16 protein-coding genes and 1 tRNA gene are annotated in these 25,993 nt (G+C 74.4%); 14 read left to right on the top strand and 3 right to left on the bottom strand.

The genetic code is table 11. From position 1 onward, the window contains the following. The first annotated feature begins 21 nt into the window (after window positions 1–21). Together IFT72_RS07990 and IFT72_RS07985 are read left to right on the top strand one after the other, a co-directional pair. Window positions 22–3,186, top strand: a complete 3,165-nt coding sequence (locus IFT72_RS07990) for a UrvD/REP family ATP-dependent DNA helicase (protein ID WP_192046089.1) — start codon at window positions 22–24, stop codon at window positions 3,184–3,186. After that, window positions 3,183–6,485, top strand: coding sequence for a UvrD-helicase domain-containing protein (locus IFT72_RS07985; RefSeq protein ID WP_192046088.1), 3,303 nt, complete (start codon window positions 3,183–3,185; stop codon window positions 6,483–6,485). The genes IFT72_RS07990 and IFT72_RS07985 overlap by 4 nt, the downstream gene beginning before the upstream one ends. Window positions 6,486–6,492: 7 nt before the next feature. Here IFT72_RS07985 and IFT72_RS07980 read toward each other — a convergent pair whose 3' ends face one another. Further along, entirely contained in the window at window positions 6,493–7,482 is a 990-nt protein-coding gene (locus IFT72_RS07980; protein WP_192046087.1) for a phosphotransferase, read from the bottom strand. Window positions 7,483–7,556: 74 nt separating this feature from the next. On the opposite strand from IFT72_RS07980, the gene nudC reads away from it, so the two are divergent. Both nudC and IFT72_RS07970 read left to right on the top strand, forming a co-directional pair. Beyond that, complete coding sequence (nudC, locus tag IFT72_RS07975; protein ID WP_056056538.1) at window positions 7,557–8,489, top strand: NAD(+) diphosphatase; 933 nt, start codon at window positions 7,557–7,559, stop codon at window positions 8,487–8,489. Further along, window positions 8,486–10,198: an ATP-dependent helicase gene (locus tag IFT72_RS07970; protein WP_082514526.1), complete on the top strand. Its 1,713-nt coding sequence runs from the start codon at window positions 8,486–8,488 to the stop codon at window positions 10,196–10,198. The genes nudC and IFT72_RS07970 overlap by 4 nt, the downstream gene beginning before the upstream one ends. Before the next feature lie 847 nt (window positions 10,199–11,045). Here IFT72_RS07970 and IFT72_RS07965 read toward each other — a convergent pair. Further along, window positions 11,046–12,500, bottom strand: a complete 1,455-nt coding sequence (locus IFT72_RS07965) for a zinc-dependent metalloprotease (protein ID WP_192046086.1) — start codon at window positions 12,498–12,500, stop codon at window positions 11,046–11,048. A gap of 105 nt (window positions 12,501–12,605) precedes the next feature. Between IFT72_RS07965 and IFT72_RS07960 the strand changes: the two genes are divergently transcribed. From IFT72_RS07960 to IFT72_RS07945, 4 genes are all read left to right on the top strand, one after another. Further along, window positions 12,606–13,709 (top strand): PDZ domain-containing protein, encoded by a 1,104-nt coding sequence (locus IFT72_RS07960; protein WP_192046351.1) that lies wholly within the window; start codon window positions 12,606–12,608, stop codon window positions 13,707–13,709. 102 nt (window positions 13,710–13,811) lie between these two features. Further along, complete coding sequence (locus IFT72_RS07955; protein ID WP_197981315.1) at window positions 13,812–16,757, top strand: UPF0182 family protein; 2,946 nt, start codon at window positions 13,812–13,814, stop codon at window positions 16,755–16,757. 142 nt (window positions 16,758–16,899) lie between these two features. Then, window positions 16,900–16,973 (top strand) — tRNA-Met (locus IFT72_RS07950). A gap of 183 nt (window positions 16,974–17,156) precedes the next feature. Beyond that, entirely contained in the window at window positions 17,157–18,287 is a 1,131-nt protein-coding gene (locus tag IFT72_RS07945; protein ID WP_192046085.1) for a glycerate kinase, read from the top strand. On the opposite strand, the gene IFT72_RS07940 is transcribed toward IFT72_RS07945, so the two are convergent. Beyond that, window positions 18,284–19,483 (bottom strand): aminotransferase class I/II-fold pyridoxal phosphate-dependent enzyme, encoded by a 1,200-nt coding sequence (locus tag IFT72_RS07940; protein ID WP_192046084.1) that lies wholly within the window; start codon window positions 19,481–19,483, stop codon window positions 18,284–18,286. The two genes, IFT72_RS07945 and IFT72_RS07940, sit on opposite strands and share 4 nt — an antisense overlap. A 178-nt stretch (window positions 19,484–19,661) precedes the next feature. On the opposite strand from IFT72_RS07940, the gene IFT72_RS07935 reads away from it, so the two are divergent. From IFT72_RS07935 to IFT72_RS07910, 6 genes are all read left to right on the top strand, one after another. After that, window positions 19,662–21,353 carry a S1C family serine protease gene (locus IFT72_RS07935; RefSeq protein ID WP_197981314.1) on the top strand — a complete coding sequence of 564 codons (1,692 nt, stop codon included), beginning with the start codon at window positions 19,662–19,664 and terminating at the stop codon, window positions 21,351–21,353. A gap of 166 nt (window positions 21,354–21,519) precedes the next feature. Further along, window positions 21,520–22,563 carry a glycosyltransferase family 2 protein gene (locus IFT72_RS07930; protein WP_056056535.1) on the top strand — a complete coding sequence of 348 codons (1,044 nt, stop codon included), beginning with the start codon at window positions 21,520–21,522 and terminating at the stop codon, window positions 22,561–22,563. 7 nt (window positions 22,564–22,570) lie between these two features. Continuing rightward, window positions 22,571–23,380 (top strand): CDP-alcohol phosphatidyltransferase family protein, encoded by an 810-nt coding sequence (locus tag IFT72_RS07925; protein WP_056056534.1) that lies wholly within the window; start codon window positions 22,571–22,573, stop codon window positions 23,378–23,380. Beyond that, window positions 23,377–24,261, top strand: coding sequence for a glycosyltransferase family 2 protein (locus IFT72_RS07920; protein WP_056056533.1), 885 nt, complete (start codon window positions 23,377–23,379; stop codon window positions 24,259–24,261). The genes IFT72_RS07925 and IFT72_RS07920 overlap by 4 nt, the downstream gene beginning before the upstream one ends. A 57-nt stretch (window positions 24,262–24,318) precedes the next feature. Continuing rightward, a complete protein-coding gene (locus tag IFT72_RS07915; protein ID WP_371741216.1) occupies window positions 24,319–25,608 on the top strand; it encodes a CDP-glycerol glycerophosphotransferase family protein in 1,290 nt (429 codons plus the stop codon). Between the two features lie 78 nt (window positions 25,609–25,686). Beyond that, complete coding sequence (locus IFT72_RS07910) at window positions 25,687–25,992, top strand: helix-turn-helix domain-containing protein (protein WP_185233271.1); 306 nt, start codon at window positions 25,687–25,689, stop codon at window positions 25,990–25,992. Window position 25,993 lies beyond the last annotated feature (1 nt).

Here is a 25,993-nt window from a genome sequence, read left to right as displayed (position 1 = left end):
GCGGCCGGTAGCGTCGACCCCATGGTGGCGACGGCGTTCCGACCGGTGACCGACGACGAGCGCGCAGCGCGCGTCGTCGAGCTCGACGCGTCCCAGCGCGCCGTGCTCGAGCTGGCCGACGGGGCGTCCGCCGCGGTCATCGGCGCCCCGGGCAGCGGCAAGACGACCACGCTCGTCGAGTTCGTCGTCGATCGCCTGCAGCGGCGGGGCTGGGCCCCCGGCTCCGTGCTGGCGCTGTCGCCGACCCGCACGACGGCCACGCGCCTCCGCGACGTCCTGGCCGCGCGCGTCGAGGTGCCGACGCCGGGCCCCCTGGCGCGCACCGTCGCCTCCCTCGCCTTCGACGTCGTCGGCCACTCCGCGCGCCTCGCGGGGCAGGTGCCGCCGACGCTGCTCACCGGCGGCGACCAGGACAGCATCGTCCGTGCCGTGCTGGAGGGGCACCTCGCCGACGGCGGCGGGCCGGCCTGGCCCGACGAGCTCGGCCCGCGCGTGCGGGCGCTCCGCGGCTTCCGCACCGAGCTGCGCGAGGTCCTGATGCGCACCACCGAGCAGGGACTGTCGGGCGACGACCTCCGCCTGCTGGGCGACCGGCTCGACCGGCCCGCCTGGCGGGCCGTCGCCGACTTCGCCGACGAGTACCACGCGGTCGTCGACGGCCTGGCCGGCCGCCGCCTCGACTCGGCCGAGCTCGTCGACTTCGCCGTGGCGGCCCTCGACCGCGGCGAGACGGCCCCCGCCGTCGACGGCCTCCGCGTCGTGCTCGTCGACGACGCCCAGGAGGCCACCCGGTCGACCGTCGCCCTCCTCCGCGCCCTGGTGCGGCGCGGCGTCGCGGTCGTCGCCCTCGGCGACCCCGACCTCGCCACGACGGCGTTCCGCGGCGGCAGCCCCGACGTGCTCGGCCGTCTCGCGCCGCGGCTCGGCCTCGACCAGGTCGAGACCCTCTGGCTGACCCGGGTGCACCGGCACGACGACGCCCTGCGCGAGTTCGTCGGCCGGGTCACGGCCCGCATCGGCACGGCCGCCGCCGGGCGGCAGCACGCGGCCGACGCCGCCGGTCCGACGGCGGACGAGGGGCCCTGGCGCGACGTGCCGCCGGTGGTCACCGTGCAGGCCGACAGCCCTGCTCACGAGGTGTCGGGCGTGGCCCGGCTGCTCCGCGAGCACCACCTCCTGCGCGGCGTCCCCTGGGCGCGCATGATGGTCGTCGTCCGCAGCGGCGGGCAGGTGACCTCGGTCGCGCGCAGCCTCCAGCTCGCCGAGGTGCCCACACGGACCCCGGTGGCGGGCCGGGCCGTGCGCGACGAGCACGGGGCTCGGCACCTCCTCCTCGCCGCCTCGGTGGCGGTCGGTCGTGACCCGCTCACGGCCGACGTGGCCGCCGACCTGCTGCTCGGCCCGCTCGGCGGGTTCGACCCCCTCTCGCTCCGGCGCCTCCGCCTCGCCCTCCGGGCGGAGGAGCTCGCGGGCGGCGGCACGCGATCGGCCGACGCCCTGCTGGCGGAGGCCCTCGGCGCCCCCGGGCGCTTCGTGACGATCGACTCGAGGCCGGCCGCCCGGGCCGGCCGGGTCGCAGCCAGCCTCGACGCCGCCCGGCGGGCGGCCGACGAGGGCGCGAGCATCGAGGAGGTCCTCTGGGGGCTGTGGGAGCGCAGCGGCCTCGCGACCGAGTGGTCGACCCGGTCGGCCGGGCGCGGCATCGTCGCCGCCGAGGCCGACCGCCACCTCGACGGCGTCGTCGCCCTCTTCACCGCCGCCAAGCGGTACGTCGAGCGCACGCCCGAGGCGCCCGCCGTGGGGTTCCTCGACGCCCTGCTCGACGCGGAGGTGCCGGAGGACACCCTGTCGCCCCAGGCCTCGGCCGACTCCGTCCTCGTCTGCACCCCCGCCTCCGCCGTGGGCGTCGAGGTCGACGTGGTCGTCGCGGCCCGGGTGCAGGAGGGCGTCTGGCCGAACCTCCGCGTGCGGGGCGCCCTCCTCGGGCCCGACGAGCTCGTCGACGCCGCCGAGCGGCTGCGCGCGGGCGAGCTGGACGGCCCCGCCCCGGCCGCACCGACCGACGCGCGCGCCGGCGTCCTCAGCGACGAGCTCCGCATGTTCGCGCTGACGGTGTCGCGGGCGCGCCGCCAGGTCGTCGTGTCGTGGACGGCCGACGACGCCGAGGGGCCGTCCGTCTTCTCCCGCCTGCTGCCCGCCGACGTGCCCCGCGCCTCCGGCGGTCACCCGCTGTCGCTGCGGGGGCTCGTGGGCCACCTGCGCCACGCGCTCGTGACGACGCCGAGGGGCGTCCGCGGCGACACGGCGGCCCGGGGGCTCGCCCAGCTCGCCGAGGCCGGCGTCGCGGGGGCCCACCCCGGGCAGTGGTACGGCCTGGCCGAGCCCACGACGACGGCCCCGCTCGTCGACCTCGCGGTGCCCGAGACACACGTGCCCGTCTCGCCGTCGCAGCTCGGCTCGTTCGAGGAGTGCCCCCTGCACTGGTTCGTCGACCGCTTCGGCGGCTCCGCCCCGAGCGCGGCGATGGGCCTCGGCACGGTGCTGCACGACGTGATGGAGCACGCCACGGCGACCGACGTCGAGTCGCTCTGGGCTGCGGTCGAGGAGCGCTGGGGCGAGCTCGAGTTCGAGTCGCCGTGGATCGCCGAGGCCGAGAAGAGACGAGCGCGGCAGATGACCGAGAGCCTGTCGTCGTACCTGCGCGACTTCGAGGCCTCCGGGGCGGAGCTGCTCGCCGCCGAGTCGTCGTTCACCCTCGACATCGGCCCGGCCCGGCTCCGCGGGGCGATCGACCGCGTCGAGCGCACCGCCCAGGGCGCGGCCGTCATCGTCGACCTCAAGACCGGTCGAGCCGTGCCCACCTCGCCGCGCGCCGTGGCGGAGCACCCCCAGCTCGGCAGCTACCAGGTCGCGCTCGCCGACGGGGCGATCGAGGAGGTGCCCGAGGGCACGGCACCCGGGGGCGCGAAGCTCGTCATCGTCTCGTCGGGGGTGCGCGGCAAGCTGTACCGCGAGCCCGCCCAGGCGCCGTTCGACGCCGAGACCCTCCAGGGCTTCCGCGACCGGGTGACCGACGCCGCGGAGGGCATGGCCGGGCGCGTGTTCGTGGCCCGGCTCGACGAGCACTGCGAGGGGCGCAACGGCGGCACCTGCCGCATCCACGTCGTCGGGGAGGTCAGCTCGTGAGCGTCGCCGCCCCGCCCCCGACGACGGGATCCCCGGCCGCCCCCGCACGGGGTCTCCGCTCGGCCGTCGAGATCGCCGAGGTGCTCGGCCTGCCCCGCCCCACGGCTGAGCAGCAGGCCGTCATCGAGGCGCCCCTCGAGCCGGCCCTCGTGGTGGCGGGCGCCGGCAGCGGCAAGACCGAGACCATGGCGAACCGCGTCGTCTGGCTGCTCGCCAACGGCCTGGTCGGGGTCTCCGAGGTGCTCGGCCTCACCTTCACCCGGAAGGCCGCGGGCGAGCTCGGCGAACGGATCGAGCGCCGCGTGCAGCAGCTCTCGGCCGCGGGGCTGCTCGGCGACGACGTCGACCCGTTCGACGCCCCGACCGTGTCGACCTACAACGCCTTCGCGAACGGCATCTTCCGCGACAACGCCCTCCGGGTCGGGCGCGAGAGCGAGGCCCAGGTGCTCGGCGAGGCGTCGTCCTGGCAGCTGGCGCGCTCGCTGGTCGTCGCCAGCACCGACGACCGCCTCGCCGGGCTCGGCCGCAGCGTCGACTCGCTCACCGAGGCCGTCCTCAGGCTCAGCCACGCGCTGAGCGAGAACGTCGCCGACTCGGCCGACGTGGCCGACCTCGCCGAGCGGTTCCTCGACCTCGCGGGCCTGCCGTCGACGAAGGGCACGCCGTACAAGTCGGTGGTCGACGCCGTGGCGGCCGTCGCCGCCCTCCCTCCGCTGCTCGAGCTGGCGAGCGCCTTCTCGGACGAGAAGGCGCGCCGCGGCTTCGTGGAGTACTCCGACCAGGTCGCGCTCGCGCTCGAGGTCTGCGAGACGGCGCCCGACGTGGTGACCGAGCTGCGCGCACGCTTCCGGGTGGTGCTGCTCGACGAGTACCAGGACACCAGCGTGGTGCAGACGACCCTCCTCTCGCGCCTCTTCGGCGGCACGGGCGTGATGGCGGTCGGCGACCCGCACCAGTCGATCTACGGCTTCCGCGGCGCCTCCGCCGCCAACCTGGGGCGGTTCCCGGTCGACTTCGGGGCCGCGCCGGGCGCTCTCTACAGCCTGTCGACGAGCTGGCGGAACGCCTCGCGGGTGCTCGACGCGGCCAACGCCGTCGTCGCCGAGCTGGCCGCGGCGGCCGAGGGCGCCGTCGCCGAGCTCAGCCCGCGCCCCGCGGCGCCCGAGGGCCGGGTCGAGGTCGTCTTCGAGCAGACGCTGCCCGCCGAGGCGGACCGCGTGGCCCACTGGCTCCAGCGGGAGCTCGACCCGGCCTGGCACGGGGGTGCCGAGCCGCGGACGGCGGCGATCCTCTTCCGGTCGAAGAAGACCGTGCCGGCGTTCGTCGAGGCGCTCGCCGCCCGCGGCGTCCCGTACCACGTGCTCGGCGTCGGGGGCCTGCTGCAGCGGCCCGAGGTCGTCGACCTGGTGTCGTGCCTGCGCGTTCTCCACGACCCCGCGGCGGGCTCCGAGCTGATCCGGCTGATGGCGGGTGCGCGGTGGCGCGTCGGGCTGCACGACATCGCCGTGCTGCGGTCGGTGTCGTCGTGGCTCTTCTCCCACGACCACGCGCAGCAGCAGCTCGGCGACGACGTCGCGGCGGGCTTCCGAGCCTCGGTCGCCGTGGGCGAGCACGGCTCGATCGTCGACGCGCTCGACTTCGTGACGACCGCTCCCGAGGGCCACCGCCAGCTCGCCGACTTCAGCCCCGAGGGGCTCGCGCGTCTCCGGCGCCTCGGCTCGCAGCTCGCCTTCCTCCGCGGCCGCGTCGGTCTCGACCTGGTCGACCTGGTGACCCTGGTGCAGCAGGAGATGCTCCTCGACGTCGAGGTCGGCGCCGCGACCGGCCAGGGGCACGGCGGAGCCTGGCTGCAGGCGCTGGAGGACGAGCTGGCCGGCTACGTGGCCACCGACGAGTCGGCGACCCTCGGGGGCTTCCTCTCCTGGCTCGCGGCGGCCGAGCGACGCGACGACATGGGTCCGCGCTCGGAGGACGGCGAGCCCGGCACCGTGCAGCTGCTGACGGTCCACGGCTCCAAGGGCCTCGAGTGGGACGTCGTGGCCGTGCCGCGGCTCGTCGAGGGGGAGCTGCCCGGCACCTCGCGGGAAGGCGTCGGCTGGCTCGGCTTCGGCGAGCTGCCGTTCGAGTTCCGCGGCGACGCCGCCGAGCTGCCGCAGCTCGCCTGGCGGGGCGTCGACGACCAGAAGGAGTTCGACCAGGGCCTCGCCGCGTTCCGGGCCGAGCTCGTCGAGCGGCACCTCGCCGAGGAGAGGCGCCTCGCCTACGTGGCCCTCACTCGGGCCCGCGACGCCGTGCTGCTGAGCGGGTCGTTCTGGTCGACCACGGTCAAGCCCCGGGCGGCGAGCCGCTACCTGCGCGAGCTGGTCGACGCGGGGGTCCTGCCCCCGGGCGCGCTGCCCGAGCTGCCCGACGACGACGAGAACCCCCTGGCCGACACGACCCGGGAGCTCGCCTGGCCGATCGACCCGCTCGGCCCGCGACGGGCCGCCGTCGAGGGCGCGGCGGCCCGGGTCGGCCGCGAGCTCGCCGCCCGCGCGGTCGAGCCCGACCGCCCCGACGTCGTCGACGGACCGTGGTCGGCCGACATCGACCTCCTGCTCCGCGAGCGCGACGCCATCCGCGAGCGGGCGGGGTCGATCGACCTCCCGCAGCGCATCCCCGCCTCGCGCTTCAAGGACTACGTCAGCGACCCGGCCGCGGTCGCGGCGTCGCTGCGCCGCCCCCTGCCCGAGAGGCCCTACCGGGCGACCCGGCTCGGCACCCTCTTCCACGAGTGGGTGGAGGAGCGGTACCGGCCGACGGGGCGAGCGGAGGTCCTCGACGCCTGGGCCACCGAGATCGACCTCGACGACGAGCGCGTCGGCGGCACGGCGGGCCTGGTCGACCCCGACGACGCGCGGCGCCTCGTCGAGCTGCAGCGCACGTTCGAGCGCTCGCCGTGGGCGGGCGTCGAGCCGGTCGAGGTTGAGCTCGAGGTGCACCTGCCGCTCGGTCGCCGCACCGTCATCTGCAAGATCGACGCCGTCTTCGAGCGCGACGGGCGCTGGCAGGTCGTCGACTGGAAGACGGGCGCCGCGCCCGTCGACGCCGCCGACCTCGAGCTCCGGCAGCTGCAGCTCGCCCTGTACCGCGAGGCCTGGGCGAGCTTCCGGGGGGTGCCGGCCGAGAGCATCGACGCGGTCTTCTACTTCGTCGCCGACGACGTGGTCGTCGAGCCGCGGCACGTGGCCGACCGGGCCGAGCTGGTCGCCCTCTGGGAGGCGGTCGAGGCCGGGCGTCCGACGTCGGCCGCGACCTAGGGGCGGCCTAGGAGTGCCGGCGCTCCGTCGAGGCGAGCAGCTCCTCGACGCCGTCGAGGTCGAGGGCGGCCGTGCCGCCGGCGCCGATGCTGGCCTGCAGCCGGTCGACGAGGTCGGTCATCATGCCCACGGCGTCGTCGACGACCGCGGTGCTCTTCGTGCTCGTGCCGTGCAGCAGCCACTTGGCGAGGTCGAGCTCGCGGTACAGCGTGGCCCGGTGGCGCAGCTGGTGGTCGCTGGTGCCGCGGGCGGCGTTGTAGGCGTCGAAGGCGGAGTCGATCGCCTCGCGCCCGGGGGCGCCGAGCAGCCAGGCGAGGTCGCGTGCCGGGTCGCCCACCTGGAGGTCGTGCCAGCCGAGCACCCCGCTGACGGCGTCGTCGACGACGAGCACCGACGACGCCTCGAGCGAGGCGTTGACGACCGTGGGCTGGAACTGCCAGAGCACGCTGTCCTGGATCGCCGCCTCCCACCGCTCCAGCAGCGCGGCGGGGAGCAGCCGCGTCGAGGCGGCCCGGTCGACGAGGGCCGCCGACGACCGCATCGCCTCGAAGGGCGTGTGGCTCGTGAGCCCGGCGTCGGTGACGAAGCTCGTGGGGAGCGAGTGGATCGCGGCGATGCCGCGGCCCAGGGCGGTGGGCAGGCCGGAGCCGGAGGTGACCTCGTTGCTGCGGAGGTGGCGCCCGGACACGAAGTCGTAGACGATGCCGCGCGTGCGGCCGATCGGCGCCTGGCCCCGGTACTGCGGGACGGCGAAGGGGAGGCGGCCGCGGACCCCGGCGCTCAGGGCGCGGAGCGCGACGAGGTCGGCGGACTGGGTGGCCTCGGCGCGCTGGCTGCGCGGCACCCGCACGATCAGCTGCTCGCCGTCGCTGCTGCCCACGACCGCGGAGTCGTAGTCGCCGCCCTGGGAGGAGCCGTGCGGCGACGCCGTCACGACGTCGAGCTCGGCGACGGCGGCCGTGGCCAACGCGGCTAGAGTGAGATGAGATCTGGCCATGCCCTCAGGGTAGGCCGCCGCGCCCGGTGCCACTCCGCGCGCCACGCTGTCAACTCGCGATGATTGGTCGTCCGATGTCCTCGCCGCTCACGCCCCGCCTCCCGCTGTCCCGGCAGCAGGTCGACCGTGACTACCTCACCCGCGAGCGTCCGGGCGTGGTCGCCGAGCTGCTGTCGTCCGCCGACACGAGGGTGCTGCCCGTCTGGCGCGGCCGGACCCTGATGGCGACGCCGTCGGCGCTGGCCCTGCTCGAGCCCGCCGCCCTCGGCCAGGCTCGCGACCACCTCTACCTCGGCCGGTCGCTCGACCCGGCAGCCGCCGAGCCCGTCGGCACCCCCGTCGTGGCGGCGCTGCTCGACGACGACCAGGCGGCCGCCCTCGAGCCCGACGACGACGCGTGGAGCAGCCCGCGGGCCACGGGCTCGACGCTCAGCGCCCGCGACGTGGGCCTGGCCGTCGAGGCCGTCGCCCTCGCCAACTGGCACGACTCGCACCGCTTCGCCCCGCGCACCGGCCGCGAGCTCGTCAGCGACAAGGCCGGCTGGGTCCGGCGCGACCCCGACGACGGCCACGAGGTGTTCCCGCGCACCGACCCCGCGATCATCGTCGGCGTCACCGACGCCGACGACCGGCTGCTGCTCGGCTCGAACGCCCTGTGGGAGTCCAACCGGTGGTCGCTCCTCGCGGGGTTCGTCGAGCCCGGCGAGTCCCTCGAGCAGGCCGTGCAGCGCGAGGTCTTCGAGGAGAGCGGGGTGAAGGTCGTCGACCCGCAGTACCTCGGGTCGCAGCCCTGGCCTTTCCCCGCGAGCCTGATGCTCGGCTTCCGGGCCGTCGTCGACGCCGCCGACCCGGGGGTGCTCGAGCCCGACGGCGCCGAGATCCTCGACCTGCGCTGGTTCAGTCGCGACGAGCTCGCGGCGAGCCTCGGCGACGTCCTCCTGCCGGGCCGCACGTCGATCGCCCGCGCCATCATCGAAGACTGGTTCGGCGGCGAGCTCGACCAGTGACCGAGGCCGCTGAGCTCATCGCCGGGCTCGACGAGCAGCAGCGCGAGGCGGCCCGTCGGCTGCTCGGGCCGGTCTGCCTCCTCGCGGGGGCGGGCACCGGCAAGACCCGCGCCATCACGCACCGCATCGCCTACGGCGTCGCGACCGGCGTGTACGCCCCCAACCGCGTGATGGCCCTCACCTTCACCTCCCGCGCGGCGGCCGAGCTCCGCGGGCGGCTGCGCCACCTCGGCGCGGGGGGCGTCTCGGCGCGCACCTTCCACGCCTCCGCCCTCTCGCAGCTGTCGTACTTCTGGCCGCAGACCATGGGCGGGCAGATGCCGCGCCTCCTCGACGGCAAGGGCAAGCTGCTGGCGCACGCCGCCGAGCGGCTGCGGCTCAAGCTCGACACCGCCTCGCTGCGCGACATGGCCGGCGAGATCGAGTGGCGCAAGGTCTCCCGGCTCACGATGGACGAGTACGCGCTGAAGGTGCCCTCGCGCTCGCTGCCGCAGTCGGTGTCGGTCGAGGCGGCGCTCGACCTGCACGCCGCCTACGAGGACATCAAGGACGAACGGCGCCAGCTCGACTTCGAGGACGTCCTGCTGGCCACGGTCGGCATGCTCGAGCTCGAGCCCCGGGTCGCGCAGCAGGTCCGCGAGCAGTACCGCTTCTTCGTCGTCGACGAGTACCAGGACGTCTCGCCCCTGCAGCAGCACCTCCTCGAGCTGTGGCTCGGCGACCGCAACGACCTCTGCGTCGTCGGCGACGCCAGCCAGACCATCTACTCGTTCGCCGGGGCCTCCGCCGACTACCTCCTGGGGTTCGGCTCCCGGTACGACGACGCGACGGTGGTGCGCCTCGAGCAGAACTACCGCTCGTCGCGCCAGATCGTCGACACCGCCAACCAGCTCATGCGCGGCCGGCCCGGCGCCCTCCACCTGCACCCCGCGGTCGAGACGACCGGGCCGGTGCCTCCGGTGACGCAGTACCCGACCGACATGGCGGAGGCGCGGGGCGTGGCCCAGACGATCGCCGACGAGATCGCGTCGGGCGTCGCGCCGGAGGAGATCGCGGTGCTCTACCGCGTCAACGTCCAGGCGGCGGCGCTCGAGCGCGCCCTCTCCGACGTGGGCGTCTCGACGCGGGTCCAGGGCGCGACGCGGTTCTTCGAGCTGCGCGAGGTCAAGGAGGCGCTGATGATGCTCAAGGGAGCGGCCGTCAGCATCGTGGGCGAGCCGCTGTTCAAGACGGTCAGCGACGTGCTGCGCTCGCTGGGGTGGACGCAGGAGGCGCCCGAGCAGCGGGGCGCCGTGCGTGACCGCTGGGAGTCGCTGAACGCCCTGATGGGGCTCGCCGAGGCCTCGCCCCCCGACACCACGCTGCGGCAGTTCGTCGACGAGCTCTTCGCCCGTCAGCAGGGGCAGCACGAGCCGACGATGGCCGCCGTCACCCTCGCGACCCTGCACTCGGCGAAGGGGCTCGAGTGGCGGAGCGTCTACCTCGTGGGCCTCAGCGAGGGCCTCGTGCCGATCAGCTACGCGCAGGGGCTCGAGGCGATCGACGAGGAGCGGCGACTGCTCTACGTGGGCGTCACGCGGGCCCGGGAGCGCCTCCGGCTGTCGTGGGGCGCGGCGGGCCAGGGCCGGGGCGGCGAGCGTCGACCGAGCCGGTTCCTGGAGGAGCTCCGCACCCGCAGTCGCGACGCGGCGTCGTCCACGAGCGCGTGACCTCGCCGCTCGCCCGGTCGAGGCGGTCGACGGCCGCCGCGTCGTCGCCGGCTCCGTGCTCGGCCACGGCGAGCAGTCGCCGCACCGCCGCCGCGGCCGCCTCGTGCACCACCAGCGACGACAGGGGCGTCGGCGGGGCCGTCACGAGCTGACCGGCGAGGGCGGGCCACGCCGGGTCGGCCTCGCCGTCGTGCAGGTGCAGGCACCGGACGCACGCCGTCACGCCCGGCACGACGACCGGCCCCACCCGCACCGAGCGGTCGCCCGAGCGCACGACCAGGTGGACGACGTCGTGGCGGACCCACTCAGCCGTCACGCACGGGTCGGAGACGAGGCCCGAGACGACCAGGCCCAGGCCGGCAGGCACCGAGGAGGCGCTCCGCGGGTCGCCGGGGGAGCCCGCGACGCTCTCGGCGTCGACCCGCAGCACCCCGAGGCCCTCCGCCTGGGCGAGCCGCCCGACGGCGTCGGCGAGGGGCCCCGCCCCCGCGAGGCGCACGAGCGGAGCGGCCGGGCGGGGGCCGTCGGCGAGCAGGGCCGGCTCGAGCCGCTGCACGGCGGCGGCGACGGACCCGGCATCGGCGCCGAGCTGAGCGGCGAGCGCGGTGACCCCGCCGTCGCCGCGACCTGCCACGAGGGCGGCGACCACCGCCTCCTCGAGCCTGCTCACGCCGCGGAGCACGACCAGGGCCCGCTCGACCCCGATCTGGAGGGTGTCGGGGTCGCGCCACAGCACGGGGACGTGGTCGGGCAGGCGGAGGGGGCGAGGAGCGGGCACGCCCCGAGTTTGCTGCAGCGGGAACGGCCGCCCCGCGTTGTCCACAGGCCCGCCCGGGCGGGCCCGCGGTCAGCGAGCGGGGGAGGGACCGCCGTCGGGGGAGCCGTCGTCGTCTCGGTCGGTCTCGACGTCGGCGTCGGCGTCGGTCGCGTCGGCGGCGTCGGCCCCGGACTCGACCGCGCTGCCGTCCGTGGACTCGCGGGGACGGTCGTCGCCCGTGTCGGCCAGGAGGTCGGCGATGGCCTGATCGACGTCGTCGAAGGCGGGCTCGGACGCGGTCAGCCGCGCCACGAGGGCCTGGGGGTCGTCGATGTCGGCGTCGGTCGGGACGATGTCGGGGTGGGCCCACAGCGCGTCGCGCTGCTCGGCCCCGACCGCGGCGCTGACGGCCGACCACATCGCCGCCGCCTCGCGGAGGCGTCGCGGGCGGAGCTCCAGGCCGACGAGCGTCGAGAACGCGGACTCGGCGGGCCCGCCGGCCGCACGGCGACGGCGGACGGTCTCGGCGATCGCGCCGGCCTTCGGCAGGCGCGCGGTCGCCTCGGCGGTGACGACGTCGACCCAGCCCTCGATGAGGGCGAGCGTCGTCTCGAGGCGGGCCAGGGCGGCCAGCTGCTCGTCGGTCTTCGGGGGGATCAGCGCTCCGCTCGCGAGGGCGTCCTGCAGCTGCTCGGGCGACTCGGGGTCGAAGTCGACCGCGAGCTCCTCGAGTCGGCTCGTGTCGATGCGGATGCCCTGGGCGAACTCGCGGATGGACGAGATGAGGTGGAGGCGGAGCCAGCGCGCGTGCCGGAACAGCCGGGCGTGCGCGAGCTCGCGGACGGCCAGGTACAGCTGCACCTGGTCGCGCTCGATGTCGAGGCCCTCGCCGAAGGCGTCGACGTTCTGCGGCACGATCGCGGCCTGCTGGTCGTCGAGCAGGGGGATGCCGACGTCGCCGCCCGAGACGACCTCGGTCGAGAGCTGGCCGACGACCTGGCCGAGCTGGAGCGCGAACAGGGTGCCACCCACGCTGCGCATGACCTGGCCCGCCCCGGCCAGGAGCGACTGCATCTCGTCGGGGGCCTGCTCGGAGAGCACGCGGGTGAGGGAGTCGGCGATGGACTCGGCGACCGGCTCGGCCAGCTGCGTCCAGACCGGCATGGTCAGGCGCGCCCACTCGGCGCGGCTCACGAGCTTCGGGGGGACGGTGAGCTCGGCCACGTACGTGACCTCGTCGAGCCAGAGGGCCGCGAGGGTGAAGGCCTGCTCGAGGGCCGCGGTGGCGGTCGGGTCGGCGGCGACGGCGGAGGCCGTGCCGACGGCGGTCGCCTGCTGGGTGGCGACGCTCCAGTCGATGCCGTCGCCGCTGCGGCTCACGGCGTCCTGCAGCTGGCTCATCAGCCGGGCGACGAATGCCGGGTCGGACGGGAGCCCCGCCGCGCCCGCGAGCTTCGACGGATCGATGTCGGAGCCGCCCGCCAGGAACTGGCGCAGCATCTCTCGGAACTCGTCCTCCGGGCCGCGCTGCGGTTCATCAGTCATGCTGACTACGCTAGCTGCTGGCCGCAGGAACAGCCTGGGTTCCGGCCGACGCCTCCCGGTCCGCCGCTGCGCCCGTGGCGAACACCGAAAGGACCGTCCGTGGCCATGTTCACGCCCCCGGCTCGACCCGTCGAGCAGCCCCGTCGTCGTGCCGCCCTCGGGTGGTGGCTGCTCGTCGTGGCCCTGGTCGCCGGGCTCGCGCTCACCTTCCTCCCCTCGCCCTACCTGATCGAGCAGCCGGGCCCCGTCTTCGACACCCTCGGCAGCGCCGACTACGAGGGCGAGAGCGAGCCGCTCATCACCGTCGAGGGCGCCGAGACGTACCCGACGGCCGGGTCGCTCGACCTGCTGACCGTCAGCGTGCGCGGCGACGTCGCGAACCGGCCCAGCTGGCTCGACGTCGTCCAGGCCTGGTTCTCGCCGAGCCGGGCCGTCGTGCCGGTCGAGGCGATCTACCCCTCCGGCGTCTCGAACGAGCAGGTCGACGAGCAGAACGCCGTCGACATGCAGAACTCCCAGAAGTCCGCCGTCGCGGCCGCCCTCGTGCACGAGGGGTACCAGGTGCCCAGCACCGTCACGGTCAGCCAGGTCTCCGACGACGGACCGTCGGCGGGCGTGCTCCGCGAGGGCGACGTCGTCGTCAGCGTGGACGGCGTCGACCTCACGACCAACGGCGACGTCGACGCCCTCCGCGCCGTGGTCGCCGACCACGGGGCCGACGGCCCCGCCGACGTCGTCGTCGAGCGCGACGGTCAGCAGGTGATCGAGCAGGTCACCCCGCAGGAGGTGCAGGGCACGCCGCTCCTGGGCGTCGGCGTGAGCGTCGACTACGAGTTCCCCTTCGACGTGACGCTCCGTCTCGACAAGGTCGGCGGCCCGAGCGCGGGCATGATGTTCGCCCTCGGGATCATCGACAAGACGACGCCCGGCGAGCTCAACGGCGGCGAGACGGTCGCGGGCACGGGCACCATCACGGCCTCGGGCACCGTCGGGCCGATCGGGGGCATCCGCCAGAAGCTGTACGGAGCCCGCGACGCGGGGGCGTCGGTCTTCCTCGCGCCGGCCAGCAACTGCGACGAGGTCGTCGGCCACGTGCCCTCCGGCCTCGACGTCTACGCGGTCGCCACCCTCGACGACGCCGTGACGGCGCTCGAGACCGTGGCCGACGGGGGAGACACCGCCTCGCTGCCCACCTGCACGGCCGGCTGAGGGCCCCTGCACAGCTCCCTGCGAGGAGGCGCGGGCACGGTGGAACGGTCAGGCTCGACACGTAGGATGGCCGTCCACGTCCCCTGAGCCAGGAGCACCCTCTTGACGTCACCTGCATCGTCGCGCACCCCGCGACGTTCGCCCCGAGCGCCGGTCCTCGTGACGGTGGCGATCCTCGCCGCCCTCGTCATCGCGTTCTTCATCTTCTCGTCGCTGCTGACGGACTACCTCTGGTACGACCAGCTCGGGTTCGCGAACGTGCTGACGACGCAGTGGATCGCGGGCGCGGTGATGTTCCTCGTGGGCTTCGTCGCCATGGCCGTCCCGGTCTGGGTCAGCATCGACGTGGCGTTCCGGTTCCGCCCCGTCTACGCGAAGCTCAACTCGCAGCTCGACCGCTACCAGCAGGTCATCGAGCCCCTCCGCCGCGTCGTGGTGCTCGGCGTGCCGATCGTGCTCGGGCTGTTCGCGGGCATCGCGACCTCGACGCGCTGGCAGGTCACCCTGCAGTGGCTGAACCGCACCTCCTTCGGCGAGACCGACCCGCAGTTCGGCCTCGACGTGGGCTTCTACGTCTTCGAGCTGCCCTTCTACCAGGGCGCCGTCGGCTTCGCGTCGGCCGTCGTCCTCATCGCGGGCCTGGCGGCCCTGGCCACGAGCTACCTCTACGGGGCGCTGCGCTTCTCGGGCCGTGACGTGCGCATCTCCCGCGTGGCGCGCATCCAGCTGGCCGTCACCGCCGCGCTCTACCTGGCCCTCCAGGGCCTCAGCCTCTGGCTCGACCAGTACGCGACGCTCACCGACGGCACGAACAAGCTCGTCACCGGCGCCACCTACACCGACGTCGCCGCGGGCATCCCCGGCAAGCAGATCCTCGCGCTCGCCGCGGCGGTCGTGGCGATCCTCTTCATCGTCACCGCGGTCGTGGGCAAGTGGCGCCTCTCCGTCATCGGCACCGCGGCGCTGATCATCATCAGCATCATCGTCGGCGGCATCTACCCCTGGATCGTCCAGCGGTTCCAGGTCGAGCCGAGCGAGCGGACGGTCGAGTCGACCTACATCGAGCGGAACATCGACGCCACCCGGGAGGCGTACGGGGTGGCCGACGTCGAGGAGCAGTCCTACGACGCGCAGAGCGACGCCGAGGCGGGCGCGCTCGCCGGCGACGCGGTCACGACCGCGAACATCCGCATCATCGACCCGGCGCTCGTCACCGACGCCTTCGCCCAGCTGCAGCAGTACCGCCAGTACTACAGCTTCCCCGAGCAGCTCTCCGTCGACCGCTACACGATCGACGGCCAGCAGCAGGACACCGTCATCGCGGTGCGCGAGCTCAACACGGACCAGCTCGGCAACTCGGCGACCCCGTACAACACGACGTTCGTCTACACGCACGGCTACGGCGTCGTGGCGGCCTACGGCAACCAGCGCTCGGCCGACGGCCAGCCCGTCTTCCTCGAGTCGGGCATCCCGGTGACGGGCGCCCTCGGCGACTCGGACAGCTACGAGCCGCGCATCTACTTCGGCCAGGAGTCGCCCGACTACTCGATCGTCGGCGGCGACGGCGGCGACGACATCGAGCTCGACTACCCCTCGGGCGCGAACGACAACGGCACGAACCAGACCACGACCTTCGAGGGCGACGGCGGGCCGAAGCTCGACAGCGCGTTCAAGAAGCTGATCTACGCGATCAAGTTCCAGTCGGAGCAGGTGTTCCTCTCCGACGCGGTCAACGACCAGTCGCAGATCCTCTACGACCGCGACCCGGCCCAGCGGGTGCAGAAGGTCGCTCCGTACCTCACCATCGACAGCGCGCCGTACCCGGCCGTCGTCGACGGGAGGGTGAAGTGGATCGTCGACGCCTACACGACGACCCCGGAGTACCCCTACTCGAAGCCGCAGGCCCTGTCGGACGCGATCGCCGACACCTACACCGAGCGACCGGTCTACGCGTCGAACGAGATCAACTACATCCGCAACTCGGTCAAGGCGACCGTGGACGCCTACGACGGGTCGGTCGACCTCTTCGCGTGGGACACCGAGGACCCGATCCTGAAGACGTGGCAGAAGATCTTCCCGTCCACGACGAAGCCGCTGAGCGACATGTCCGTCGACCTGATGCAGCACGTCCGCTACCCGCAGGACATGTTCAAGGTGCAGCGCGCCATCCTCGGCACCTACCACGTGACCGACGCCGACTCGTTCTACTCGAGCGACGACGCGTGGGTGACCCCGAACGAGCCGACGAGCAACACGGCGAACCCGCCGCTGCAGCCGCCGTACTACCTGACCCTGCAGCTGCCCGACCAGGACCCGGCGTTCTCGATCTACTCGACGTACATCCCCCAGCAGTCGGGGGAGAACGCGCGGAACGTGTTGACCGGGTACCTGGCCGCGAACGCCGACGCGGGCACGACGCCCGGCGAGATCTCGCCCGACTACGGCAAGCTCTCGCTGCTGACCCTGCCCAAGACGGACACCGTCCCCGGCCCGGGCCAGGTGCAGAACAACTTCAACACCGACACGGCCGTGGCGAACCAGCTGGCGCTGCTCACCCGGGGCGACACCAGCGTCGTGCGGGGCAACCTGCTCACGCTGCCGGTGGGAGGCGGCCTGCTGTACGTGCAGCCGATCTACGTGAAGTCGAACAGCGAGACGTCGTACCCCGTGCTGCAGAAGGTGCTCGTCTCGTTCGGCGAGAAGATCGCCTTCGAGGACACCCTCAACGGAGCGCTCGACTCGCTCTTCGGCGGCAACTCCGGCGCCCAGGCGGGCGACGAGGGCGTGCCGGAGGGCGACACCAGCACGGGCGACACGGGTGACACGGGTGCGGGCGACGCCCCGGACGCCGGTGCCGGCGCCGGCACGGGCGCGACGGGCAACTCGCAGCTCGACCAGGCCCTCGCCGACGCGCAGTCCGCCCTCGAGGACCGCAGCGCGGCGTACCAGTCGAACGACCTGGTGGCCGCGGCCGAGGCCGACGAGCGCCTCCAGACCGCGCTCGAGGCCGCGGTGACCGCGAGCGAGGCCGCGACCGCCGGCCAGTAGCGCCGACCGCTGCACCGGTGACGACCACCGCCCCTCGACCCCGGTCGAGGGGCGGTCGGTCGTCCTGCAGGCGGCGGCTCGGGGTCGGTGGTCGTGCCGATTGGACAGGTCGCAGATCGCCTGGTAATGTTTCTTCTTGTGCCGCGGGGTGGAGCAGTTCGGTAGCTCGCTGGGCTCATAACCCAGAGGTCGTAGGTTCAAATCCTGCCCCCGCAACAGAGAACGCGACACACACGAAAGCCCTGGTCTCCTGACCAGGGCTTTCGTCGTTCCCGCCGCACGGGTCGCGGCCTGCCGGAGGCCGGTGTGGCAGGCCTCGCGGTCCCTTCCGTCGTCGACGTCGGCACCGTCGCCGACGCCGCCCTCGCCGCGGGCGCCGGGACGTGTCACTGTGTGCACATGCAGTCGCCCCTCTCCGTCGTCGTCGCCCCGGACTCCTTCAAGGGCACGATCGCCGCGGCGCCCGCCGCCGCCGCCCTCGCGCAGGGCTGGCGGGAGGTCCGCCCCGACGACGTCGTGCGCCTCCTGCCGCTCGCCGACGGGGGAGAGGGCACCCTCGACGCGTTCGAGTCGGCCGTGCCGGGTGCGGTGCGGCACGAGCTCTCCGTCCCCGGGCCCGACGGGCGGCCCGTCACGGCGTCCTGGCTGCTGCTGCCGGGCGCGGTGGCCGTCGTGGAGCTCGCCGCGGCGAGCGGCCTCGGCCTGCTGACGCATCCCCAGCCGTACGACGCCCACACCCGCGGGCTGGGTCGAGTCGTCGCTGCCGCCCTCGACGCCGGGGCGCGACGTGTGCTCGTCGCGCTCGGCGGCAGCGCCTCCACCGACGGCGGCGCGGGGATGCTGACCGAGCTCGGCGCGCGCCTCCTCGACTCCCTGGGGGAGCCCGTCGTCGACGGGGCCCACGGCCTCGCCGCGGCGTCGCGGCTCGACCTCAGCGGGCTCCGCGCCCTGCCGGTCGACGGCGTCGTCGGCCTGACCGACGTCCGCAGCCCGCTCTTGGGGCCGAGGGGCTCGGCCGCCGTCTTCGGGCCGCAGAAGGGCGCGGGCCCCGACGACGAGCTCGCGCTCGAGGCGGCGCTGGCCTCGTTCGCGTCGCTGGTCGACGTCGACCCGGCCACCCCGGGCGCGGGGGCCGCCGGGGGCACGGGCTTCGGCCTGCTGCTCTGGGGAGCCGTCCTCGAGTCCGGTGCCGAGGCGGTCGCGGAGGCCGTCGACGCCCGCTCCTTCGTCGAGACCGCGGACGTCGTCGTCACGGGGGAGGGCCGGTACGACGCCCAGACCGCCGAGGGCAAGGTCGTCTCCTGGGTCTGCTCGGAGGCCGCCCGGGCCGGGGTGCGCACCGCCCTCGTCGCGGGGTCCGTGGCCACGGAGACCGGCTCGTTTGACGCCGTCGTGGAGCTCGCCGGGCTCGCCGGCGGAGCAGCCGAGTCGTCCGCCCGGCCGGAGCCGTGGCTGCGCGAGGCCGGTCGCGAGCTCGCGCGCCGGGAGACCGCCCTCCGCGAGGGAGACGCGAGCGCCCCGGTCGACTAGGTCCGCAGGCGGGCGAGCTGGTCGCCGGCGCGCTCCAGCACCGCGGTCGTCTTGCAGAAGGCGAACCTGAGCAGCGACGAGTGCTCGCGGGCGAGCTCCGGCCCGCAGAAGGCGCTCACGGGCACGGCGACGACCCCGGCGAGCTCGGGCAGCCGACGGGCGAGCTGCGCCGCGTCGTCGAAGCCGAGCGCGCGGGAGTCGGCCACCACGAAGTACGAGCCGCTCGAGGGCGACACCCCGAAGCCGGCGGCCGTCAGCCCCTCCGTGAGGAGGTCGCGGCGTCGCTGCAGGCTGTCGGCGAGGCCCGCGAAGTAGGAGTCGGGCAGGCCGAGGCCGACCGCGACGGCCGGCTGGAAGACCGACCCGTTGACGTAGGTGAGGTACTGCTTGACGGTGAGGATGCGCGTCAGCAGCTCGGCGGGCCCGGTCGCCCAGCCGATCTTCCAGCCCGTGACGCTGAACGTCTTGCCCGCGCTGGAGATGGTGACCGTGCGGTCGGCAGCGCCCGGCAGCGTCGCGATCGGGACGTGGCGGCGGCCGTCGAAGAGCATGTGCTCGTAGACCTCGTCGGTGACGATCACGGCGTCGTGGCGGATCGCCAGGTCGACGAGCAGCTGACGGGTCTCGTCGTCGAGCACGCTGCCCGTCGGGTTGTGCGGGTCGTTCACGAGGACGACCGCCGTGGCGTCGGAGAAGGCGGCCCGGAGCTCGTCGTGGTCGACGCGGAAGTCCGTGCCCCGGAGCGGGACCGTCCGGTGGGTCGCCTTCGTGAGGCCGATGACCGCGCCGTAGGCGTCGTAGAAGGGCTCGAGGGTGAGCACCTCGTCGCCCTCGTCGACGAGGGCGAGCAGGGTCGCGGCCAGGGCCTCCGTGGCGCCGGCCGTCACGAGGACCTCGCGGGCGGGGTCGAGCTGCAGGCCGTAGAACCGTGCCTGGTGCTCCGCGACCGCCTCGAGCAGCACGGGCACGCCGCGCCCGGGCGGGTACTGGTTCAGGCCGGCGTCGAGGGCCGCGTGCGCGGCGTCGAGCACCTCGCGCGGACCGTCCTCGTCGGGGAAGCCCTGCCCGAGGTTGATCGCTCCCGTCGCGGCGGCCAGGGCGGACATCTCGGCGAAGATCGTGGTGGCGAGCCGGCCGTCGTCGTCGAGCAGCCGGGCGCCGCGGGCGACGCGCTGCCAGGGGGCTGGTGCAGTCATGGTCCCGACACCGTAGCCGCCGCCCGCCACACCGGCCAGCCCCGCGTCGTCCGGTGACGGGCGCGGACCCGACGCGCGGCGGGCGCATACCGTGGCCGCAGGACCCGCTCAGGCTCGCCATATGTTCCCCACAGGCAGAGGGACCAGGCTAGCGGGGCTTGGAAGGAGCACCGCGACCATGAACGACACCCCCCGAGGCACCGACGACTCCGACGACGCCACCCGCCCCCCGGAGCCGGTCACGCCGCGCGACCCGTCCGAGGCCCCTCGTGGGCAGGGCGACGAGCCACGGGTCAGCTTCGGTGCGCCGCCCCTGCCGGGGAGCGCCCCGAGGTCGCTGGCCGAGGAGGAGGCGTCTCAGCAGCAGGCAGGCGGGCAGCAGCCGTCCTACCAGCAGCCCGGGTCGTACCAGCAGCCCGGCAGCTACCAGCAGCCCGCGTCGTACCAGCAGCCCGGCAGCTACCAGCAGCCCGCGTCGTACCAGCAGCCCGCGTCGTACCAGCAGCCCGGCAGCTACCAGCAGCCTGCCTCGTACCAGCAGCCCGGCAGCTACCAGCAGCCCGGCTACGCCCAGGCCGGCGACCACCCGCAGACGGCCGGCTGGCACGACCAGCAGACGGCCCCGCAGGCCGGGTGGCCGACCGCCGACGGGCAGCCGCAGGGCACCTGGGCGGCACCCGCGCCGACGGAGAAGAAGCCTCGCCGTGGCCGGGGCGTCGTCGCGGCGGCCCTCGCGGTCGGCCTGATCGGCGGCGGGGCCCTCGGCGGCGTCGTCGGCGGCGCGGTGGCCGGCGGCGGCAGCTCCACGGTCGTCGGACAGTCCCGCGACCTGACCGTCAACGACTACGCCGACGCGACGGCGATCACCGCCGTGGCCGCGAAGGCGACGGAGTCGGTGGTCACCATCAACGTGACGGCCGGCCAGTCGGGCGGCACCGGCTCCGGAGTCATCGTCTCCGACGACGGCTACCTCGTCACGAACACGCACGTGGTCACGCTCGACGGCGCCAGCGCCTCCGGCACGATCTCGGTCACCCTGAGCGACGGCCGCATCCTGCCGGCCACCGTGGTCGGCCTCGACCCGACCGTCGACCTCGCCGTCCTCAAGATCGACGCCACGGGCCTCACCCCCATCACCTTCGCCGACTCGTCGAAGCTCAACGTCGGCGACACCGCGGTGGCCATCGGTGCCCCGCTCGGGCTCTCGAACACGGTCACGGACGGCATCGTGTCGACCCTCAACCGCAGCATCACGGTCCAGTCGTCGGCCGCCCCGACCGACGGCTCCGACGAGGGCCAGCAGAACGACAACAACGGCCAGGGCCCGTTCTCGTTCAACAACGGCGACGGCAGCACGCAGAACCAGGCGAGCAGCGTCATCTCGCTGCCCGTCATCCAGACCGACGCCTCGATCAACCCCGGCAACTCGGGCGGCGCGCTGCTCGACGCGCAGGGCGAGCTGATCGGCCTCAACGTCGCGATCGCGAGCTCGGGCGAGTCGTCGGGCAGCATCGGCGTCGGCTTCTCCGTGCCGTCGAACCTCGTCAAGCGCGTCTCCGACGAGATCATCGCCAACGGCTCGGCGTCGCACGGCCTCCTCGGGGCGAGCGTCGACGACGCCGCGAACGTGCAGGGCGCCGACCGCGTCGGAGCGGTGATCGTGGAGATCAGCAGCGGGGGAGCCGCCGAGGCGGCGGGCCTGCGCAAGGGCGACGTCGTCACGGAGTTCAACGGCGTGCCGGTCACCAGCCGCACGGACATCACCGCGCAGGTGCGCTTCCTGGCGGGCGGCAGCACCGCCGACCTCACGTACGTCCGTGACGGGAAGTCGGCCACCGCCTCCGTCACGCTCGGCACGCTCACGAGCTGAGGCCGAGCGCGGCGCACGCCGCGACAGCACGCCGCGACAGCACGCCGCGAGGGCGGGCCCGGGGCTCCCGGGCCCGCCCTCGCCTGTTGGTAAGCTCGCGGGGATGCCGGCGGCATCCCCCGTCCCCGACCGTGCGCCCAGCGCCGTGAGCCCGAGGCCCGACACCATGGCACTGCCCGACACGCCCCTCCCCGGTGTCTCGTACGTGATGCCCGTGCTCAACGAGGAGGCGGAGATCCGCGCCGCCGTCGAGAGCCTCGTCGCGCAGGACTACCAGGGCCCCTTCGAGGTGCTGCTCGCCCTCGGGCCGAGCGTCGACCGCACCGACGAGGTCGTCGCCGAGATGTCGGCGGCCGACCCGCGCATCCGGAGCATCCCCAACCCGGTCGGCTCGACGCCGGCCGGCCTCAACGTCGCCATCCGGGCCTCGGTGCACCCCGTCACCGTCCGCGTCGACGCGCACTCCGTCCTGCCCCCCGAGTACACGCGGCTCGCGGTCGCGGCCCTGCAGCGCAGCGGGGCCGACAACGTGGGCGGCATCATGCTCGCCGAGGGGCGCACCCCCTTCGAACGGGCGGTGGCGCGCGCGTACGGCAGCCGGGTCGGCCTCGGGGGCACCCCCCACCACGTCGGAGGCGCGGAGGGGCCGGCCGAGACCGCCTACCTCGGCGTCTTCGTGCGCTCCCGCCTGCTCGAGGTCGGCCTCTTCGACGAGGACGTCAAGCGCGGCCAGGACTGGGAGCTCAACCGACGGCTGCGGGCGACCGGAGGAACGGTCTGGTTCACGCCGGAGCTCGTCGTGACCTACCGGCCCCGGCCGAGCCTCCGCAAGCTCGTCCGGCAGTTCGTCGCGACCGGGCTCTGGCGCGGCGAGCTCGCCCGGCGGTTCCCGAAGGCGAACACGCTGCGCTACCTCGTGCCGCCGGCCATGGTCGTCGGTGCGGGAGTCGGCCTCGTGGTGGGCCTGGTCGGCGTGGTCGGCGCGGTCGTGGGCAGCCCGTGGGCCTGGGCGCTGCTCGGCTTCGTGGCCCCGGGGGCCTACCTGCTCTTCGTGGTCGCGGCGGCCGTGCTCGCCGCGCGCGGCGAGAGCCTCCGCACGCGGCTGTGGTTTCTCGTAGTCTTGCCCTCCATCCACTTCGGCTGGGGATCCGGCTTCGTCTTCGGCTTCCTGTCGCTCACGAAGAACATCACCGCTCACACCGGGAGGTAGCCGCGCCATGACCTCGCTGCCCACGAGGCCGACCTCCATCGACGAGCTCCGCCGCGTCGCCCAGCCCCCCGAGGTGCGCAGCCGCGCCAACGCCGAGCACTGGACGGCGTCGCTGTACCTGCGTGACGTGTCGCCGTACCTGACGTGGTGGCTGCTGCGGACGAGCGTCACGGCGAACGGCGTGACCGGCTTGATGATCCTGACCGGCTGGGCCACGGCGGCGGCCCTCCTGGTGCCCGGCATCGGCGGCGCGATGCTCGCCCTGGTGCTCGGCCAGCTGCAGATGCTGGTCGACTGCTGCGATGGCGAGGTCGCGCGCTGGCGCGGCACGAGCTCGCCGGCGGGTGTCTTCCTCGACAAGGTCGGCCACTACTCCACCGAGGCGCTCATCCCCGTCGTGCTGGGGGTGCGGGCCGCGGGCTGGCCCTTCGACGCGCCCGCCGACTACCTCTGGACCACGCTCGGGTGCGCGCTCGCTCTCGTCGTGGTGCTGAACAAGGCGCTCAACGACATGGTCCACGTCGCCCGGGCGGCCGCGGGCCTCGACCGCCTGGCCGACAAGCGGGGCGGCGCCACGGTGCCCTCCGGCCGGCTCCTCGCCCGGCTCCGCTCGGCGGCGAGGTTCGTGCCGTTCCACCGGCTCTACCACTCGGTCGAGCTGACGATGCTGGCCGTCCTGGCGGCCGTCGTCGGGCTGGTCGTGGGCGACCCGCTGGGCGCTGACCGTGTGCTCGTCGCCGTGCTGCTGCCGCTCTCGGTGCTCGCGCTCGTCGGGCACTTCGTCGCGATCATGGCCTCGAAGCGGGTCAGGTCCTGAGCGCCGGCGCGGCCGGCCTGCCCCGGGTCGGGGTCGTCAGCCTCACGCAGGGCCGACGGCCGGCCGACCTGACGGCGGGGCTCACGTCGCTCCTCCGGCAGGAGGGCGTCGAGCTCGACGTCGTCTGCGTCGGCAACGGCGGCGGGCCGGGGCCCGTGCCCGACGGGGTCGCCGTGCTCGCGCTGCCCGACAACGTGGGCATCCCCGCCGGCCGCAACCGCGGCGCCGAGGAGGTCTCAGGGGACTGGATCTTCTTCCTCGACGACGACGCCTCCCTCCCCTCGCCGACGTTCCTCGCCGACGCGATCGCCGTGGTGCGCCGCGAGGGCGACGTCGGGCTCCTCCAGCCCCGGGTCGTCGACCCTGCAGGGGCGACGTCGCCTCGCCGGTGGATCCCGCGCATCCGCAAGGGCGAGCCCACCGACAGCGGCGACGTCTTCTCGGTCTGGGAGGGCGCGACGCTCCTGCCCCGCGACGTCTTCGACGCCTGCGGCGGCTGGGGCGAGCCGTACTTCTACGCCCACGAGGGCATCGAGCTCGCCTGGCGCGTCTGGGCGCAGGGCCTCCGCGTGCGCTACGACGGCGACCTGGTCGCCCACCACCCCGCCATCGACCCGGCCCGTCACGCCGAGTACCACCGCCTGAACGCCCGCAACCGGGTGTGGCTGGCGAAGCGCAACCTCCCGTGGCCGCTCGTGCCCGTCTACGTGGCCTCGTGGACGATCGTCCAGGTGCTGCGCTGGGCCCGCACGCCCGTCCGTCTCGGCCAGTGGTTCGGCGGCTGGGCCGAGGGCTGGCGCACGAGCCCGGGCGGGCGCCGCTCGATCGGGTGGGCCGCCGTGGCCCGGATGGCGAGGGCGGGTCGGCCGCCGGTGATCTAGCCTGGATCAGCCCGGTCGGCACCCCGCCCGGACCGCCACCGATCGGAGGACGACCTCGTGCCCCTGAGACGAGATCTCTCACTCGCCCGCGGACTCGCCCGTCGGGCGTTCCGCTCGCGCCAGCAGCGGCGGCGACTCGAGCGGCTCGACCGCGAGCGGATCCGTCGCGCGCCGGAGCCCGGCTCCGTCAGGGTCGCCGTCTACTTCGCGGACACGTCCGTGAACATGTACCAGATCCGCCAGTGGTACGCGCCGCTCGCGCACCTCGCCGAGACCTTCCCGGTGGCCATCGTCTCCCGGTCGCCGGGGGCCATGCTCGCGCTGATGGAGGAGTCGCCCGTCCCGGTGGTGTACGCCCGCCAGGTGGCCGACCTGGAGGCCTTCGTGGAGGCGCACCCGCTGGCCGTCACGCTCTACGTCAACCAGAACGCCAAGAACTTCCAGATGATGCGCTACGGGCGCATGTGGCACGTCTTCGTCAACCACGGCGAGAGCGACAAGATGTACATGACCACGAACCAGTTCAAGGCGTACGACTACGCCTTCGTGGCCGGCGACGCCGCGCGGGAACGCCTCGCCGCGGCCCTCTGGGACTACGACCTCGACGCGAGGGCCGTCCCGGTCGGCCGGCCCCAGGCCGACCACACGGCGGGCGACGTGCCCTTCTCGCCCGACGACCGCACCGTGGTGCTCTACGCGCCGACCTGGGAGGGCGACCGGGCGGCCGCGGCCTACGGCTCCATCGCCAGCCACGGCACACGGCTCGTGCCGGCGCTGCTGGCCAGCGGCCGCCACCGGGTCATCTACCGCCCGCACCCGCGGAGCGGTGTCGTGGACCGCGACTACCGGCGGGCTCACGAGGAGATCGTCGCCGCCGTGGCGGCGGCCAACGCCGCCGATCCGACGGCCCAGCACGTCTACGACGCCGGGGGGGAGCTCGGCTGGCAGCTCGCGGTCGCCGACGTCGCCGTCAGCGACATCTCGGCGATGGTCTACGACCGCCTGGCGACCGGTCGGCCCCTCGTGGTCACCCGCCCCACGTCGCCGCTGGCGGACGTCGACGAGCGGGGCTACCTCGGCTCGGCGGAGTGGTTGACCGCGGACGACGCGTCGCAGGTGGTGGAGGTCCTGGACAGGGTCCAGGCGGACCCGGAGGCGCAGGGGCGCCTGCAGCACTGGGTGCGGCACCACTTCGGCGACACGGCCCCCGGGGCGGCGACGCAGCGGTTCGAGGCCGCGGTCGCCCGTCTCGTGGCCCGGCGCGACGAGTACGCCGCGCGGGACCCCCAGCCCCCGCGTGCCGTCGAGGAGGCGGATCCGTCGGACACCGGCGACGACGGCCTCTAGGGCATCCAGTCACCGGTGATGCATGCCCGGGCGGCACGGCATCTGGAGTTCTGTGCGCAGGACGCGTACTCATGATGCATGCCTGAGCCCTCGTCGCCCGCCGCCCACCTCTTCGGCGATCGAGTCCGCCAGGAGCGCCAGCGCCTGGGGCTCAGCCAGGACGAGGTGGCGCACCTCGCCGGCATGAACGTGTCGAACTACGGCAAGATCGAGCGAGGGGTCGGCAACCCCGTGCTGCACACGATCGTGCGCCTGGCCGTCGTGCTGGGCGTCGACCCGGCGACCTTCGTCACGGGGATGAGCGCGGAGCACCTGCCGCCCGTGATCGAGACCTTCACCGCGGCCGAGTACGTCGCCGAGCGACGAGCCCGCTCGGGCCGCTGAC

This window comes from Frigoribacterium sp. CFBP 8754 (assembly GCF_014841815.1).
In the GTDB taxonomy this organism is placed as follows: domain Bacteria; phylum Actinomycetota; class Actinomycetes; order Actinomycetales; family Microbacteriaceae; genus Frigoribacterium; species Frigoribacterium endophyticum.
The sequence above is the reverse complement of the archived record's forward strand: the minus strand, read 5'-3'. Positions and strand labels throughout refer to the sequence as shown.

Excerpts from the sequence above, each read along its gene's own strand:
- IFT72_RS07925 (WP_056056534.1), top strand. The coding sequence starts at position 22,571 with ATGACCTCGCTGCCCACGAGGCCGACCTCCATCGACGAGCTCCGCCGC.
- IFT72_RS07960 (WP_192046351.1), top strand. The coding sequence starts at position 12,606 with ATGTTCACGCCCCCGGCTCGACCCGTCGAGCAGCCCCGTCGTCGTGCC.
- IFT72_RS07910 (WP_185233271.1), top strand. The coding sequence starts at position 25,687 with ATGCCTGAGCCCTCGTCGCCCGCCGCCCACCTCTTCGGCGATCGAGTC.
- nudC (WP_056056538.1), top strand. The coding sequence starts at position 7,557 with ATGTCCTCGCCGCTCACGCCCCGCCTCCCGCTGTCCCGGCAGCAGGTC.
- IFT72_RS07945 (WP_192046085.1), top strand. The coding sequence starts at position 17,157 with ATGCAGTCGCCCCTCTCCGTCGTCGTCGCCCCGGACTCCTTCAAGGGC.
- IFT72_RS07990 (WP_192046089.1), top strand. The coding sequence starts at position 22 with ATGGTGGCGACGGCGTTCCGACCGGTGACCGACGACGAGCGCGCAGCG.
- IFT72_RS07965 (WP_192046086.1), bottom strand. The coding sequence starts at position 12,500 with ATGACTGATGAACCGCAGCGCGGCCCGGAGGACGAGTTCCGAGAGATG.
- IFT72_RS07930 (WP_056056535.1), top strand. The coding sequence starts at position 21,520 with ATGGCACTGCCCGACACGCCCCTCCCCGGTGTCTCGTACGTGATGCCC.
- IFT72_RS07940 (WP_192046084.1), bottom strand. The coding sequence starts at position 19,483 with ATGACTGCACCAGCCCCCTGGCAGCGCGTCGCCCGCGGCGCCCGGCTG.
- IFT72_RS07935 (WP_197981314.1), top strand. The coding sequence starts at position 19,662 with ATGAACGACACCCCCCGAGGCACCGACGACTCCGACGACGCCACCCGC.
- IFT72_RS07980 (WP_192046087.1), bottom strand. The coding sequence starts at position 7,482 with ATGGCCAGATCTCATCTCACTCTAGCCGCGTTGGCCACGGCCGCCGTC.